Source organism: Leptolyngbya subtilissima AS-A7, from assembly GCF_039962255.1.
Taxonomy (GTDB): domain Bacteria; phylum Cyanobacteriota; class Cyanobacteriia; order Phormidesmidales; family Phormidesmidaceae; genus Nodosilinea.
In genome coordinates, this window is record NZ_JAMPKY010000001.1 from 975,780 (window position 1) to 989,766 (window position 13,987).

10 protein-coding genes are annotated in these 13,987 nt (G+C 58.4%); 5 read left to right on the plus strand and 5 right to left on the minus strand.

What is annotated here, in order from left to right:
• Nucleotides 1-97 precede the first annotated feature (97 nt).
• The 3 genes from NC979_RS04410 to NC979_RS04420 all read left to right on the plus strand — a co-directional run bounded on the left by NC979_RS04410 (nt 98) and on the right by NC979_RS04420 (nt 4,961).
• A complete protein-coding gene (locus NC979_RS04410; protein ID WP_190524233.1) occupies nt 98-865 on the plus strand; it encodes a hypothetical protein in 768 nt (255 codons plus the stop codon).
• Between the two features lie 208 nt (nt 866-1,073).
• A complete protein-coding gene (locus NC979_RS04415; protein ID WP_190524235.1) occupies nt 1,074-1,763 on the plus strand; it encodes a DUF4079 domain-containing protein in 690 nt (229 codons plus the stop codon).
• A gap of 66 nt (nt 1,764-1,829) precedes the next feature.
• On the plus strand, nt 1,830-4,961 hold the full coding sequence (locus NC979_RS04420; protein WP_190524239.1) for a UPF0182 family protein: 3,132 nt from the start codon (nt 1,830-1,832) through the stop codon (nt 4,959-4,961).
• 4 nt (nt 4,962-4,965) lie between these two features.
• Here NC979_RS04420 and NC979_RS04425 read toward each other — a convergent pair whose 3' ends face one another.
• The gene (locus NC979_RS04425; RefSeq protein ID WP_190524241.1) at nt 4,966-5,403 is read right to left on the minus strand and encodes a hypothetical protein; all 438 of its coding nucleotides are present in this window, start codon (nt 5,401-5,403) and stop codon (nt 4,966-4,968) included.
• Between the two features lie 215 nt (nt 5,404-5,618).
• Between NC979_RS04425 and NC979_RS04430 the strand changes: the two genes are divergently transcribed.
• Nucleotides 5,619-6,557 carry a glycosyltransferase gene (locus NC979_RS04430; protein ID WP_190524245.1) on the plus strand — a complete coding sequence of 313 codons (939 nt, stop codon included), beginning with the start codon at nt 5,619-5,621 and terminating at the stop codon, nt 6,555-6,557.
• 68 nt (nt 6,558-6,625) lie between these two features.
• Here the strand turns inward: NC979_RS04430 and NC979_RS04435 are convergent, their stop codons facing one another.
• The 4 genes from NC979_RS04435 to NC979_RS04450 form a co-directional block, all read right to left on the minus strand.
• Nucleotides 6,626-6,832: a hypothetical protein gene (locus NC979_RS04435; RefSeq protein WP_190524248.1), complete on the minus strand. Its 207-nt coding sequence runs from the start codon at nt 6,830-6,832 to the stop codon at nt 6,626-6,628.
• Nucleotides 6,833-7,207: 375 nt separating this feature from the next.
• Nucleotides 7,208-8,203: an SGNH/GDSL hydrolase family protein gene (locus NC979_RS04440; RefSeq protein ID WP_242024198.1), complete on the minus strand. Its 996-nt coding sequence runs from the start codon at nt 8,201-8,203 to the stop codon at nt 7,208-7,210.
• A gap of 199 nt (nt 8,204-8,402) precedes the next feature.
• Nucleotides 8,403-11,273, minus strand: a complete 2,871-nt coding sequence (locus NC979_RS04445; protein ID WP_190524251.1) for a tetratricopeptide repeat protein — start codon at nt 11,271-11,273, stop codon at nt 8,403-8,405.
• A 105-nt stretch (nt 11,274-11,378) separates the two neighbouring features.
• Nucleotides 11,379-11,912: a pentapeptide repeat-containing protein gene (locus NC979_RS04450; RefSeq protein WP_190524254.1), complete on the minus strand. Its 534-nt coding sequence runs from the start codon at nt 11,910-11,912 to the stop codon at nt 11,379-11,381.
• 471 nt (nt 11,913-12,383) lie between these two features.
• On the opposite strand from NC979_RS04450, the gene NC979_RS04455 reads away from it, so the two are divergent.
• Nucleotides 12,384-13,931: a SagB/ThcOx family dehydrogenase gene (locus tag NC979_RS04455; protein ID WP_190524257.1), complete on the plus strand. Its 1,548-nt coding sequence runs from the start codon at nt 12,384-12,386 to the stop codon at nt 13,929-13,931.
• The last annotated feature ends 56 nt before the right edge of the window (nt 13,932-13,987 follow it).

A 13,987-nucleotide genomic window follows, 5' to 3' on the forward strand; every position in this document is an offset into this window, starting at 1 on the left:
AATCTCGATCTGGCCTTAGAATCAAGCGATATTTCGGACTCGCGCCCGAGCAGACCGGCCTTTAAGGCCAGCCCACCGCCCTAGAGGATGACTCGTTATGGCCATTATTGCCCTCAAAGCCTGGTATCTCGAAGCCTACGAGCCGGTGCGAGATTTAGAGCAGCGGCCCCATGACCTGCGACTGAGCAAAAACAGCTTGCTGAAGTCGGCACTGCGGGCTGATTTTTTAGACGACAGTGCCGATGTGAAGCAGTCGGCCTGGTTTCAGCGGTATCTCGATGGCGAAACCGTGGAGTTTTACATTGAGGGCAGTGGCGGCTACGGGATTGCCAACATTGACCTGATCAGCCACGAGATCTACTTCACTAAGCTAGATGTCATGGCCCGCTTAGAGCCGATTGTCTACTTCTGCTATCAGCAGGAGTACAGCGAGTCGGCCGAGGCTCTGCATCAGGCCCTCACCGATGCGATCGAAAGCTTTAACAAGAAGTCTCGCATTGCCCTCACCCTAGAGGTGTCCCATCGGCTCAGCGACGGCCCCGCTCGGCTCAACAGTGCTCTCACCCGCAAAATTCGCAAGTCGCTGCTGTTTGTGGCCGATGGCACCCCGATCGCAGCTGTGGATGGCAACACCACGCTGCTGCTGCCCAGCCCCCACGTTTGCGTGGAGATGGGCTACGCCCTCCAGGCAAAGCCCGCCGAGCAGATTTTGCTGGCCCAAATGGAGCGATCGGACATTGTCGGGCAGTACCCCTTTGACCTACCCGCTCAAAACCGGCTGACCTTCAAGACTAAGGCCGACATTGCCAAGCAGATTCCTAAAGCCCTAGAGCAGCACCTATCTCGCTTCAATCTTTGGGCTTAGCGACGTTGTTAGGATGGCACCTGTAGACGAGTGGAAGTAGGGCGATCGCAAAGCGTCCCCTTAGGGGAATCGCTCGTCAGGGCCGGTCTTTGACCATCGCTCGGGTTGCCAACACTTGAGATTGTGCGGCGAATCACGGTGTCGGTTAAGAGCTGTGCTCTAAAGTAGGAAAAACTTAGCCCAACCACGCCTCTTTTCAGGAAGCCCCATGTTAGATGTCCCCGATCTGCTCAGACTGCTGCACCCGTTTCTGGCTGTTACGGTGGTGATGCCGCTGATTGGCGTAGCTGTTTATTTTGCGGTGCAGACCCGCCAGCGGCGTTTAGCCGTCGCCGACAAAGCCAAAACCACTATTTCTCCAGTGGTGGGCAAAGAGCATGTGCGGGTTGGGCAATGGCTGTCCGGGGCAGTGGTGAGTTTAGTGCTCTTAGGTTTAGCCCATCCAATTTTCAAGACCCTTTCCCAAGAAAATGTCTGGGCTGAAGACCTCTTTCGAGGGGTGTTTGTGGTGGCTATGTACGCATTCACCCTAGGAGCTTTGGTGCTGCTGTATCGCTCCAGCAACCGGGTTTGGCGGGGTACCTTTGCGACCTTGACCGGCATGGGGCTCTGGCTGTTGGGTATGCAGCCGGGGGTGTTTCGGCGTGGCTATGAGTGGCCGGTGTCTCACTTTTACCTGGGCATGGGGGCGGCGATGCTGATGATCTTTGCCCTCGCCACCCTGCCCGAGATTTACAAGTCTAAGAGCTGGCGGCTGACCCACGCCGCCCTCAACACCGTAGCGGTGCTGCTGTTCATTAGTCAGGGCATTACTGGCGTGCGCGATCTGCTCGAAATTCCGCTGCAGTGGCAAGAGCCCTTTATTTACCAGTGTGACTTTGAGAACAAGAGCTGTTGATAGCGGCTCAGCCCGGCGGCGCTACAATCTAGGCACTGCTGGGGTAGGTGTCGATCCGTAGGGCCCATGATCACTAAGGCATTTGCAAAGAGTCTGCCCCGATGGGGGTGGCTGGGTCTAGGGCTGCTAACTCTGATCTTTTTTGATGCGATTATTAATCTTCAAGCCGAGCAGCTTTGGTTTGAGGAAGTCAACTACCTAGAGGTGTTTTGGCTGCGGCTTAAATCACAGCTGCTGCTCGGCATCATTCCTATTTTGTGCACCTTGGGCTTTACCTGGGGCAACCTGGCGCTGGCCGATCGCGCTCAGCCGATGGAGAAACCTAGCGATCGCCGCGATCAGGCCAGCAGTCTAGGCCTCGGTGGGCTGCTGTTGTTGGGGGTCACCCTGAGCTTTTTGCTGGGCTTGCAGCTGATTTACCAGGGACAAATTGCCGGCGATTTTTGGCAGCAGACCACCACCCTCTACGATTCCACTACACCCCTGGCCCTGTGGCCCAAGCTACAGCTATTTACGGTCGTTGGCCAAATTTTCATTGCTCAGCCCTGGCTGCTGATCGCCCTGGGCATTAGCACCGTGGCCTTTCTGCTTTATCCTCGACAGCTGGGGCGACTGGCGGCCATGCTCATGAGCCTCGGCTACGGGCTAATTTTGGCCAAGCAGTGGCCGGCGGTGCTACTTTCTCTCGACCCGGTGCCCTACGGTCAGACAGAGCCGATCTTCAACCGTGACATTGCTTTCTATATTTTTCGGCTACCGGTGCTGCGCCTGCTCGAATTTTGGGTGGTTGGCGGACTCTTTTTTACTCTGGTCAGCGTGTACCTGGTTTATTTGCTCAGGGATAATACCCTCAGTCAAGGGCGTTTCTATGGCTTTTCAGACGCTCAGCAGCAGCACCTCTACAGCCTGGCTGGACTGCTGTTTTTGGCTACCAGCGTTAGTCACTGGCTAGAGCGCTACGACGTGCTCTATTCCAACGAAGGCGTAGTGTATGGCGCTGGCTACGCCCACGTCAACGTGGTGCTGCCCGCCAACTGGCTGCTGTCGCTCTTTACTCTGGGGTTGGGGCTGGTCTTTCTCAGCCGAGGGCTGCTGTGGACCCCGACATACATCAACCCCATGCGCAAAGGTCCTCCCGCTGGTGTCGCTAAAGCTCCTCAGGGGTGGTGGGTGGGGATGGGGCACGCCAGCCTGCTGATCAAAGGCATCTGTGGCTACCTGGTGTTAACGCTGTTGGGCTTGGTGCTGGTGCCTGCTATAGTGCAACGGCTGATAGTGCAGCCCAACGAACTTCAGCGTGAACGCCCATACATTACTAATTCTATTGCGCTCACCCGCTCGGCTTTTGATTTGGAGGCTATTGAGTCAGAACCCTTTGACTCTAGCGGCAACATCAACGCTGAAGACCTGGAGCAAAACGATCTCACCCTCGAGAATATTCGGCTGTGGGATTCGCGTCCGCTGCTCGATAGCAACCGTCAGCTTCAGCAGATTCGCCTGTACTACGAGTTCAAAGATGCCGACTTCGATCGCTACAACATTTTGAACCAGGACCGCCGCTCTGAGCGCCGCCAGGTGATGATCTCAGCCCGGGAACTCAACTATGAGCGGGTGCCCGAGATTGCCAAAACCTGGGTGAACGAGCACCTGGTCTATACCCACGGCTACGGCTTTACCATGAGCCCGGTGAATACCGCTGGCCCCGACGGGCTACCGACTTACTTTGTTAGCGGCATTAACAACCTACCCAGTAATGATGAGGTGCGCCAGAGCATTCCCATTGGGGAGCCGCGCCTATATTTTGGGGAGCTCACCGACACCTACGTCATGACCAACACCCAACTGCTGGAGCTTGACTACCCCAGCGGCAACGAGAATGTCTATACCTCCTATCTAGGCCGGGGCGGCATCAATCTGGGCAGCATTTGGCGGCGGCTGTTGTTTGCCCGCTACCTGCTCGACTGGCGCATGCTGTTTACCGAAGACTTTACTGCCGATACGCGACTGCTGTTTCGCCGCAACATTGCCGATCGCGTGCGGGCGATCGCGCCTTTTCTACGCTTTGACACCGACCCCTACCTGGTGGCCGCTGACATTGGTAACGCCTCGCGGCGGTGGGGCACTGGTCCGGTCCACGGCAGCCGTCCTCCGAGCACGGTCAGCTTTGAGGGCTTTCGCGATCGCGACCCCAACCTCACCGTCGAAAACTACGATTCCCAAGACACCGAGGGCTACCTCTACTGGGTGATCGACGCCTACACTGTCAGCGGTCGCTACCCCTACTCTGACCCCGGCGACAACGATTTCAACTACATTCGCAATTCGGTCAAGGTAGTAGTTGACGCCTACAACGGAGCAATCAGCTTCTTTATCGCTGACCCCAACGACCCCATCACTCAAACCTGGAGTCAGCTGCTGCCCGCCATGTTTGAGCCGCTAGAGGCCATGCCCGATAGCCTGCGCACCCATATCCGTTATCCGCAGGATCTGTTTTCGGTGCAGGCCGACTCGCTCATGACCTACCACATGACTGATCCCCAGGTGTTTTACAACCGGGAAGACCAGTGGCGCGCCCCCAGCGAAATCTACGCTAAAGAGTCACAACAGGTCGAGCCCTACTACCTAATCATGAAGTTGCCCCAGGAAGACACCGAGGAGTTTGTGCTGCTGCGGCTGTTCACCCCGGCCCAGCGCAACAACCTCATTGCCTGGCTGGCTGCGAGGTCGGATGGCGATCGCTACGGGCTGCGGCTGCTCTACCGTTTTCCCAAGCAGGAGCTGGTGTTTGGCCCCGAGCAGATCGAGGCCCGCATTAACCAGGATCCCGAAATTTCTCAGCGCATTTCCCTTTGGGATACCCAGGGATCCCAGGCCCAGCAGGGCAATTTGCTGGTGATTCCCATCGAACAGTCGCTGATCTACGTGGAGCCCTTGTACCTCGTGGCTGAGCAAAATCAGCTACCCACCCTGACTCGGGTGATTTTGGTTTACAAAAACCGTATTGCCATGGCTCCCACGCTACAAGCGGTGCTGTCGGCGGTGTTTTTAGAGGAGCCCGAACCAGCGACCCCAATTTTGCGCGAGCTGGGGGCAGAGACTCCTGAAACCGACCCACTGCAACCCCTGCCGGGTATAGACACCCCCATCGGGGCTCCGGCGGAGGGGGGCTTGTTGGAGGGACTGCCGGAGGGGGAGTGACTGCTTAGGGTCGATCTAAAAACTGCGCCAGCAGCTCTTTGGCGGGCTCTACCATCGCCCAGGTGCCATCGGCCTGGCGGCGGAGGGTGGCGAAGGCCACGGTGTTGCCGCTGCCAATGGTCTCACCCTGGGACAGGTCGCCCAGCTTCACCTGGCGCAGCCCGCAGAGGCGAAACAGGTAGGCCGGCACATCTGGGCTCGACAAAATGATGCACTGGTCGGCGTTGCCTTCGGCAGGTTGCACCTGACCATCAAACGGCATAAACACTCGATTGCCCTTGAGATCGACCGTAATGTCGCCTAGGCCGCTCTGTACTGAGTATCCTGCCAGGCGATCGCCGGGCTGCAGCGCCCACTTTTGGTGCAGGGTGACGTTGCGCGGGCTGGGCTCTGGGCGAGAACCGGAGCAGGCCGTAGTCAGCAGCACGAGGGCCAGAGTCATTCCCTGCCAAGGCCTCCACCCTAACTGATGGCCGCTGTCTATCCTCGTCCTTGACTCTGTCTTGGCGCCCATTGCTCGTCGGCTATAAATACACATGAACTTTAGTTCATTTATACTGAATATGCCATTATTTTTTGGGATAGATAGGGGCATAGCCCAATTGCGTCTAGAGCAGGCCAAGGCGCTAGGATATTAGGGCCATTTGGAGGCCCGCTGTGTTTTTTAGCGTTGTTACCCCCGCCTACAATCGCCAGCCCATTCTCGAAAAGTGCTTGCGTGCCCTTGAGAACCAGGTCTTTGACTCCGCCCTAATTACTGACTACGAACTGGTAGTGGTAGATGACGGCTCTACCGATGGCACGATCGAGTGGCTACAAGCCGCTGCTGCCGAGTTTCCCCACGTGCGGCTAGTGGAGCGTCACCACCAAGGGGCGGCGGCGGCCCGCAACTACGGAGTGCAGGTGGCCCAGGGAGACACTATTGTCTTTGTGGACAGCGATGTGATTATGCCGCCGGGCAGTCTCCAAGCCCACGCCCAGGCCCTAGCCGACGCCTACCAGCGGTTAGGAGACGATCGCGTATTCACCGCCGGTCGCTTGGTCAATACCAGCAACTTTGAACAGCCCACCGCCGAACCCGTCAAGGTGACGGATTTCTCCAACGCCTTTTTTGATACGGCTAACCTGGCGATCGCCCGCCACTGGCTGCTGACCGCTGGCCTGTTCGACACCGAGTTTAGCCAGTACGGCTGGGAGGATTTAGAACTGGGAGTGCGGCTCAAAAATCTGGGTGTCACTATGGTCAAAGTGCCCGAAGCCGTGGGCTACCACTACCACCCACCCTTTTCCCTCGATCAAATTCCCAAGATGATTGACCAAGAAATTCAGCGAGGCCGCATGGGAGCGATCTTTTACCAGAAGCACCCCACCCGCGAGGTGCGCATGATGATTCAGATGACCTGGCTGCACCGACTGCTGTGGGGGCTGCTCACCGCTGGCGGGCGATTGAACGAGCGCACCATGGCCCCTCTATTGCGCTGGCTGATTGCCCAAGGCAAGCCCCGCGTGGCTTTGGAACTGGCGCGGGTGTTTCTCAACTGGTATACGGTGCAGGGGGTGTATGCCGCCTACAGCGAACTTCAGCAGCAGGGATAGAGGGTGTAGGGTTCAAGGTGTAGGGTTTAGGGTCGGTTTTTAGCCTCATACCCTAGACCCTATACCTCTTACATCAGCCACATTTCAGCAGCACTGGCGATCGCCATCGCCAGCATCCCAACTGCCAGATATTGCATCAGGGGCGGCTTAGCTTGCCGCTGTCGCTCAGTAGAGCGCAGGGCACCGTAGATGTGGGGTGCTCCGATCAGAAAGAAGAACAGTTGGAGGATGTCGACCTTCCGCCGCTCCAGCGTGAAATCGGATTGGGGGTGCATCGGAAACTCTCCTTTGAGGTTGGCACTAAACGTTGGCCGTCGTGACCAGGCCCAATGTAACACAGCATTAAAAAATGTTGTGTTATGTCGCAACATGATCGTCTAAGCTTTCACCCCAAGGACAGATCTATGGCAGAAGAACGAAAATAGAAGAGAAAAAAGTGAAAAAATGGCTGATAGGCTTGAGTTTTGGCATTTTTGGCTTTCCTAATTCAGAATTCACCTGTTGTCGCAGAAATTTGCAGTCAGCTTTGATTAAGCTCAATCGCAGAGCGGAAGTATCCGTAGCGCTGTCGTCCGGCTCTATAAGCGGCTTGACCGGTGAACCTGTAGGAGTTTAGAGCCGGATTGCTTGCTGCTGGAAGCAGTGTCTCCTCACCACAGATCGCTCAGAGGCTCATGGGTGGATGGCAGGGCTGAGTCGGAAGGACGGTTCCAAAGTTCGAGCAGGAGCTTAGCCAAGGCTTGGCTCACCCAGTCGTTGCCCTCGGGGCTGAGGTGAATGTGGTCGAAGTAGAGCTGTTCATGGGCCGTCTGCTGAAACAGGGGCAGACCGTCGAGGTAGGGAATCCCTTCGTTTTGAGCAAAGACGGTGAGGCGCTGGCGGGCCACCAATTCGTAGTCGCGGGGGCCATCGGGATCAAGCTCGCGGCGCAGGGGAGTCATGGCGATCGCCAGTCGCCCGCCCGCATCTTGCACCACCTGGTTGAGCTGGCGTAGGGCCTCTAGGTTGACCCCCACGCGATCGCCGCCTTGGTCATGCAGCGCTTGCAGGGCGGGGCTGGGGGTATAGCTAAGCCGACGCTGGACCACCTCCCACAGGGCCAGGGGCGGACGGCGGATGGGGTAGGCGGGGTTGCGTCCCAGTTCGTAGCTGTTAGGGGCGATCGCAAACAGATCGTCAGTATTTAGCACCACCAGCACCAACTGGGCCTCAAAGGTGCCAAACCGCAGCAGATAGCCCAGCTCGTTGCGCGGCCCCCAAGAGTTGGCCGAGGCGTTGAGCACCTCCACCGATTGCACCCCTGGCGGCTGTAGGTCAGCTAACGCCTGCTGCACCTTGACCGACAGCAGCTCGCTTTGATCGGTCCACCAGCCGCCGTTGACAATGGAATCGCCCACCATCAACACCCGTAGGGCATCGGTCGGGCGTTGGGGAGCCACCGCTGGCCCCCGCATCGAATATTGGTTAATTTCAATGCGGTTGCCCCGCCGCCGCAGATTTTGGTTGGGGGCCAGGCGGTAGCCGGTACGGGCATCGGCGACATAGAGGGGTGGGTTGCCCAGGCCATAGCGCACCCGCAGCAGCAGCTCGGCGATCGCGATCGCCAACACCCCAATTCCCAACGCCCAGAGCAAAATTTTGATCAAGGTTGCCCCTATTGCAGCACCACATTTTAGTCACATTCCCCAGGGTTGTGGCAGGGGATGGGGCGATCGCGCTTCAGGTAGGCTGGCCAGATAAACTCTGTAATGCTAACTACTCGGGAGAAATCGTGCTCACTGTTGGGCGATCGAGAACAAAAACTGGCCGTTTCAAATCACCTTCAGCGGCAGTCATTGACGAGCGCTATTCCACCAGTTCGCGGAACCAGTTGTCGCTCCAGAGTTCATCAAAGGCAGGCTCGGTACGAGCTTCTTCGCGGTAGTCGGGATCGAGGCGCACTGCCTGCTGTAGCGCTTCCATGGCATTGTCGAACTGGCGTTGAAGGGCGTAGCAGAGGGCCTTGTGATAGTGGGCCTTGGGATAGTCGGGGTCAAGGGCGATCGCTCGATCAAAGCTCTTAATCGCATCCTCATCGCGCCCCAGTTTCACCAGGGCCAGGCCCCGATTATCCCAGCCCTTAGGAGCGTCAGGGTTGAAGCGGGTGGCTTTGTCAAAGCTGGCCAGAGCATCGTCGTAGCGCTCTAGCTCAATCAGCGACAGACCCCGATTGAGCCAGGCGATCGCATCGTTGGCCTGGTACTCCACCGCCTTGTCAAAGGAGTTAAACGCCTCCTCGTGCTGTTGCAAAATGCCGTAGGACACGCCTCGGTTAACCCAGGCTTCGTGATATTCGGGGTGAATCTCTAGCGCTCGGTCAAAGGCGGCGATCGCATCTTCGCGGCGCTTGAGGCGGCTCAGAACCATGCCCCGGTTGAGCCAGGCCTTGGCGTCATCGGGGGTAATTTCGGTGAGCTGGTCAAATACCCCCAGGGCGTCTTCGTGGCGGCGCAGCTCCCGCAAAATAAGCCCCTTTTGCAGCAGTGCCACGGTGTGTTTAGGCTCTAGCTCTAGGGCATGGTCGAGGGAATCGATCGCCCCCTCCAGCTGCTCTAGCGCCTGCTGGGCTGTAGCTCGGTTGAGCCACACCTGGGTGTTGACCGGCTGAATGTCGAGGGCTTTGTCATACTCGGCCACCGCCAGGGCATAGTCGCCGTCAGCCAGATAGCGATCGCCCCGGCCAATATATTCATCGGCGGTGAGAAACAGCTGGGGTCGGTTGGTCTCGAGCCGACCAATCTTGTCGGTAATCGTTTCGAACTGCTGCCGCGCCTCGCTCATAAACGAGTCGGCCAGGTACTGGGGCGACACTTCGCCCAGGCGGCGCATAATCTCGTCTTTTTGGTGCTGGGCTTCTGCCTGGATGGCCTCTAGCCGCACCCGGTAGCTCTGCTGTAAATCGCCCAAACGACCCAGGCTAACCTCGCGCCCGGCCTCAATATCGGCCTCCAATCGGGCAAAGCGCTCCGCCATTTCGGCCATCAGCCCGTCGAGCTGGGTGCGGGCCGCCGCCTCGCGCTCGGCGGTGGTGCTGCCCAAAGTAGCCAAATCTTCGCTGAGGCGGGCATCGAAGGTGTCGATTTTGTCGAGGATGCGATCGCGGCGGGTAAAGATAGTGCCACGTACCTGATTGAGCTGCTCGGCAAAGGCCGCTTCCATCGCCCGCAGACCGTCGAGCACCTGGAGCTGCTGCTCCCCTGCCGCCTCTTGCAGCACCCGCACCTGCTGGCGAAAGGCGTTGGCGGTGCCCTCCACATCGGCCAGCAGCGTCGATCGCTGAATTTCGGCCTCGGTGGCCATCTGGCTGAGCTGACCCTGCAACGTCTGGGCCGTGCGCTGAAAGTCGTCGAGGGTGTTTTGCTGGCGAGCATCTACCTCGGCGCGGGTAGCCGTAAAGCGCTCCAGGGCCTCATCCGCCGCGCGGCGCAGGTCGCCCAGCAGCATATCCTGCTGCTTCTGAATATCGATCTTCAGGCCACCAAACTGAGCCAAAAACTCGTCGGCCTGACGGCGCAGATCAGCCAAGATGCGACTGCGCTGACCATCCACTTCACTGCGCAAGTTGGCAAACCGCTGGGTAAATTCGTCGATGGAGCGCTGAATGGTTTGCAACGCCAAGTCGCGCTCTCCTAGGGCACTCACTTGCAGATCGCCCAGCTGGCGGCTGATCTCCTCGGTTTGGGTTTGCAGACGAGTGAGACTGCCCTGGCGCAGTGCCTCTAGGGCCTCGGCAATGGTGGCGGCCTGGCGCTCAACCTGGTCGCTAGCCTGGGTGGTGAGCTGCTGGCGCAGGTCGGCTAGGGCCACCATGACGCGATCGCGCTCTTCCTGCATCGCTAGGGTCATCGTGCCCATTTGGTCAGCAAAGCTGGTTTCGGCGTTGCCGATCTTTTGCAGCACCGCATCCTGATGCACTTCTACATCGCTGCGCAGTCGGTTCACATCGCGCAAAAAGCCGGTCTGATTTTCTTCGAGGGTGCGAAACACGACGTCGCGCTGAAGCTGCGTGTCTTTGCGCAGGGTGGTGATTTCGTCATCGGCGGTCGCCCGCAGCCCGGTCAAGTGACCCACGAAGTTGGCCTCGGTCGACTCTAGCTTCACCTGCAAATCGCTCAGGGTCGACTGCCAATCGTTGATTGTGCGCGCTTTGAATTCCGCCAGGTCATCCACCAGCCGATTGAGCACCTGCTTTTTGGTTACCGCTTCTTCTTGGAAGCGATCGGTACGGCTGTCTAACTCGGCGGCGCGCTCTTTCGCCTGATTGAGAATGTAGTCGAGGTCGCGGGTGGCCGTTTGAATTTTGGTTTCTAAATCGGTGATGTCGTTGATTTGGTTGCGCACAACGACAGAGACTTCTTGAATCACCGATCGCCGCATCAGCCACAGCATTACCACGCCAACGCTGAGCAGCAGCAGCAGCGTGCCCAACATGACAAAAAATAGAGTGGTGGCGCGACGAAAGGCTAGATCGGCCTCAGTGCTCAGCCGTTCTAGCTCGGCGGTGGTCGCCGTCTGGGCCAGCAGCATTGGTTCTGAGGCTTGGGCAACGAGTTGAGGCTTGGCTTGTTGAGAATCTTGCGCGATCGCAGGCCGCACCACCCCGCCGCTGATCAACATCAGCGCCAGCAGCAATAGGGGTCGGGGAACATCGGCCAGGGAACGCATGGGCTGCCTCATCAGGACTGTCCTAATGGAATAGGACTAGGATACCTGATACTTCAAAGGGTTAGGGCAGGGGCAGGCAACATTTGGCTGGGGGTTTACTGGCCACTAGTGGCCTTTCTAACGGCCATAGTTGTAGCCGTTGGGCAAAATTGTCGTACCGTCGCAGCGGCTCTCGACCAGGTCGGCCCCCGTTGCCCGAAACAGGTTACACCGGCTGAGGTTGGCACCGCTAAGGCTGGCACCGCTAAGGCTGGCTCCACTGAGACTAGCCCCTTCTAAATTGGCGGCACTGAGGTTAGCACCGCGCAGATCGGCCCCGCTGAGGTTGGCCCCACGCAGGTCGGCTTCACACAGACTGGCCCCGCGCAGATCGGCACGACCTAGATCAGCCCCGGTCAGCAGTGCGGCTTGCAGGTCGGCCCCGTAGAGGTTGACGTCGCCCAAATGGGCCTTTACTAAGCTCGCGCCCCCCAGTTTGGCCCCGCTGAGATTGCTGTAGGGAATGTAGCTCTCGTCTAGACAGCTACCCTGCAAGTCGATCTGACGCAAATCTACTTCGAACAATTCAGCCCCGGTCAAATCGATCGCTGCAAAGCATCGCTGACCGTTTTGGTATGCCGCCAGCAGGGCATCTTTTGTAAGTCGATCCATCGCTGTTGCTGAAATCAGGCTGTAAGCCTGAGTATTTGTGCTCAACTAAACGTCACCTGCCAATGTAAACGTTTACGTTTCGCAACATGAGCGCGTTAAGCTTCTCTTCAGGTTTTTAGCGCTGGTTTGCTTGTTCGACAGGGGCTGATCTCGCTCTTTAAGCTTCTTCCACTGAGCTGTTGTGTTTGGCCGTCCGGATCTCAGGACTCAAACCTTTGATGGTACCGACAGGCTTCAGCTGACGTAGCGTTTTCCCAGGAGCATGCCACGGATCGTTTTGAAGTCGTGCTGACCTGGTACTTAGCACTTGGCTAGATGCTGACTGCCCATCGGCAAGATGCTCGATTGGGAGAGTCGCCGGGGGCAGCGATCCCATGCTTTTCCTGTAGGCTACACTGATCACACCTGCCCGGCGCGGCCCGCGATGGCCCTTTGGGTCGGCCTTTGATCATCGCACCCTCCCCTCCGGCCATGCCCGACGCCCTGGTTTCCATCGCCCAGCACTACCACAGCCGTACCAAGTACGACCCCGACACCCTTGAGTCGAAGGCACGGCCCCTCGACTACAGTCGCCAGCCCACTCCTTTCAAGACCTACCGGGTGGGGACCGAGATTGACCTCAAACCCTATATAGACGAGAGCAACCCGCCGGAGCCAGACAGCGAGCGGGTCGATTGGATGCGATTGTCGCGGCTGCTGATCAACGCCTACGGGCTGACGGCCAAGTTTCCGACTGCCACGGGGCAGACCTTTTACCTGCGATCGGCCCCCTCGGCGGGAGGGCTGTATCCGGCGGAGATCTATATTATTTCGCGTGGTACTCGGCTGCTGCCAGCGGGGCTCTACAACTACCAGGCCCGCAGCCACAGCCTCTGGCGCTACTGGGATGACCACGGCTGGCAGAATTTACAGCGGGCTTGCTTTTGGCACCCAGCACTGGAGGCCACCCATTTAGCCCTGGTGGTGACGGGGGTGTTCTACCGTTCCGCCTGGCGCTACCAAGACCGAGCCTACCGCCGCATTTGCCTTGATGTGGGCCATCTATTGGGCAATCTGGAGCTGGCTTGCGCCCTGGTTGACTATCGCCCCCACCTGGTGGCCAGCTTTGCTGACGAGGCTGTGGCTGAGCTGCTCTACATCGACGCCACCCAGGAGGGAGCGTTGGCGGTACTGCCCCTGGCCGACCTGCTGCTGGTGGAGCAAAACTTGCCCTGTGCCCAGGTGGCCTTTGCTACGTCACCCCAGACCCAGTTCCCATCGGTGCCCGATGGAGAACTGCTGAGTTATTTTCACCAGGCGACTGCCATTGCCCCCACCGCCGATGTGCCCCCGTGGGCGATGCGCCCCACGGGCGATACCCCCCAGCCCGCTGATACCCTCGAAGATAAGTACAACTTGCCCTTTGGGTTGCGGGTGCCCACTACTACCGCCTCGATCGCCTGGGGACCCCAGCTAGAAGAGCTAGAGATCACGGTATTCAAACGGCGATCGACCCGGCGCTACACCGGTGGTTCAATTTCCCTAGAGGCGCTGAGGCTATTGCTCGACTTTACCTACCAGCCCCACCATTATTCTAACCAGGGGCTTGACCCCGACCCCGACTACTGCGATCGCAGCCTGGTGCATACTTTCGTGGTGGCCTGCGGAGTCGAGGGGCTTGACGATGGCTGCTACTACTATGCTCCCCGCAGTGAAGAGCTGCGCCAGGTGCGCTTTAAAAACTTTCGCCGCGAGCTGCACTACCTCTGTCTGGGGCAAGAGCTGGGCCGCGATGCCGCCGCCGTGGTGTTTCACACCGCTGACCTAGCGGGAGCGGTGGCGGCCTACGGCGATCGCGTCTATCGCTATCTGCACCTAGATGCCGGACACCTGGGTCAGCGGCTCAATCTGGCCGCCGTCCGGCTGGGGCTAGGGGTGAGCGGCATCGGCGGCTTTTTCGACGACCAAGTCAATGAGGTGTTGGGCATTCCACCCGACGAAGCGGTGATTTATGTGACTACTTTGGGGCAGCCAGGATAGTCAAGGTAGTTTAAACAGTAGATCGATCATCCCTTAGAGTTGATTGTTGCTCTGCT

What these genes read in the sequence shown, in the direction of transcription:
- NC979_RS04410 (WP_190524233.1), top strand. Translation starts at nt 98, where the DNA reads ATGGCCATTATTGCCCTCAAAGCCTGGTATCTCGAAGCCTACGAGCCG.
- NC979_RS04415 (WP_190524235.1), top strand. Translation starts at nt 1,074, where the DNA reads ATGTTAGATGTCCCCGATCTGCTCAGACTGCTGCACCCGTTTCTGGCT.
- NC979_RS04455 (WP_190524257.1), top strand. Translation starts at nt 12,384, where the DNA reads ATGCCCGACGCCCTGGTTTCCATCGCCCAGCACTACCACAGCCGTACC.
- NC979_RS04420 (WP_190524239.1), top strand. Translation starts at nt 1,830, where the DNA reads ATGATCACTAAGGCATTTGCAAAGAGTCTGCCCCGATGGGGGTGGCTG.
- NC979_RS04445 (WP_190524251.1), bottom strand. Translation starts at nt 11,273, where the DNA reads ATGAGGCAGCCCATGCGTTCCCTGGCCGATGTTCCCCGACCCCTATTG.
- NC979_RS04435 (WP_190524248.1), bottom strand. Translation starts at nt 6,832, where the DNA reads ATGCACCCCCAATCCGATTTCACGCTGGAGCGGCGGAAGGTCGACATC.
- NC979_RS04450 (WP_190524254.1), bottom strand. Translation starts at nt 11,912, where the DNA reads ATGGATCGACTTACAAAAGATGCCCTGCTGGCGGCATACCAAAACGGT.
- NC979_RS04425 (WP_190524241.1), bottom strand. Translation starts at nt 5,403, where the DNA reads ATGACTCTGGCCCTCGTGCTGCTGACTACGGCCTGCTCCGGTTCTCGC.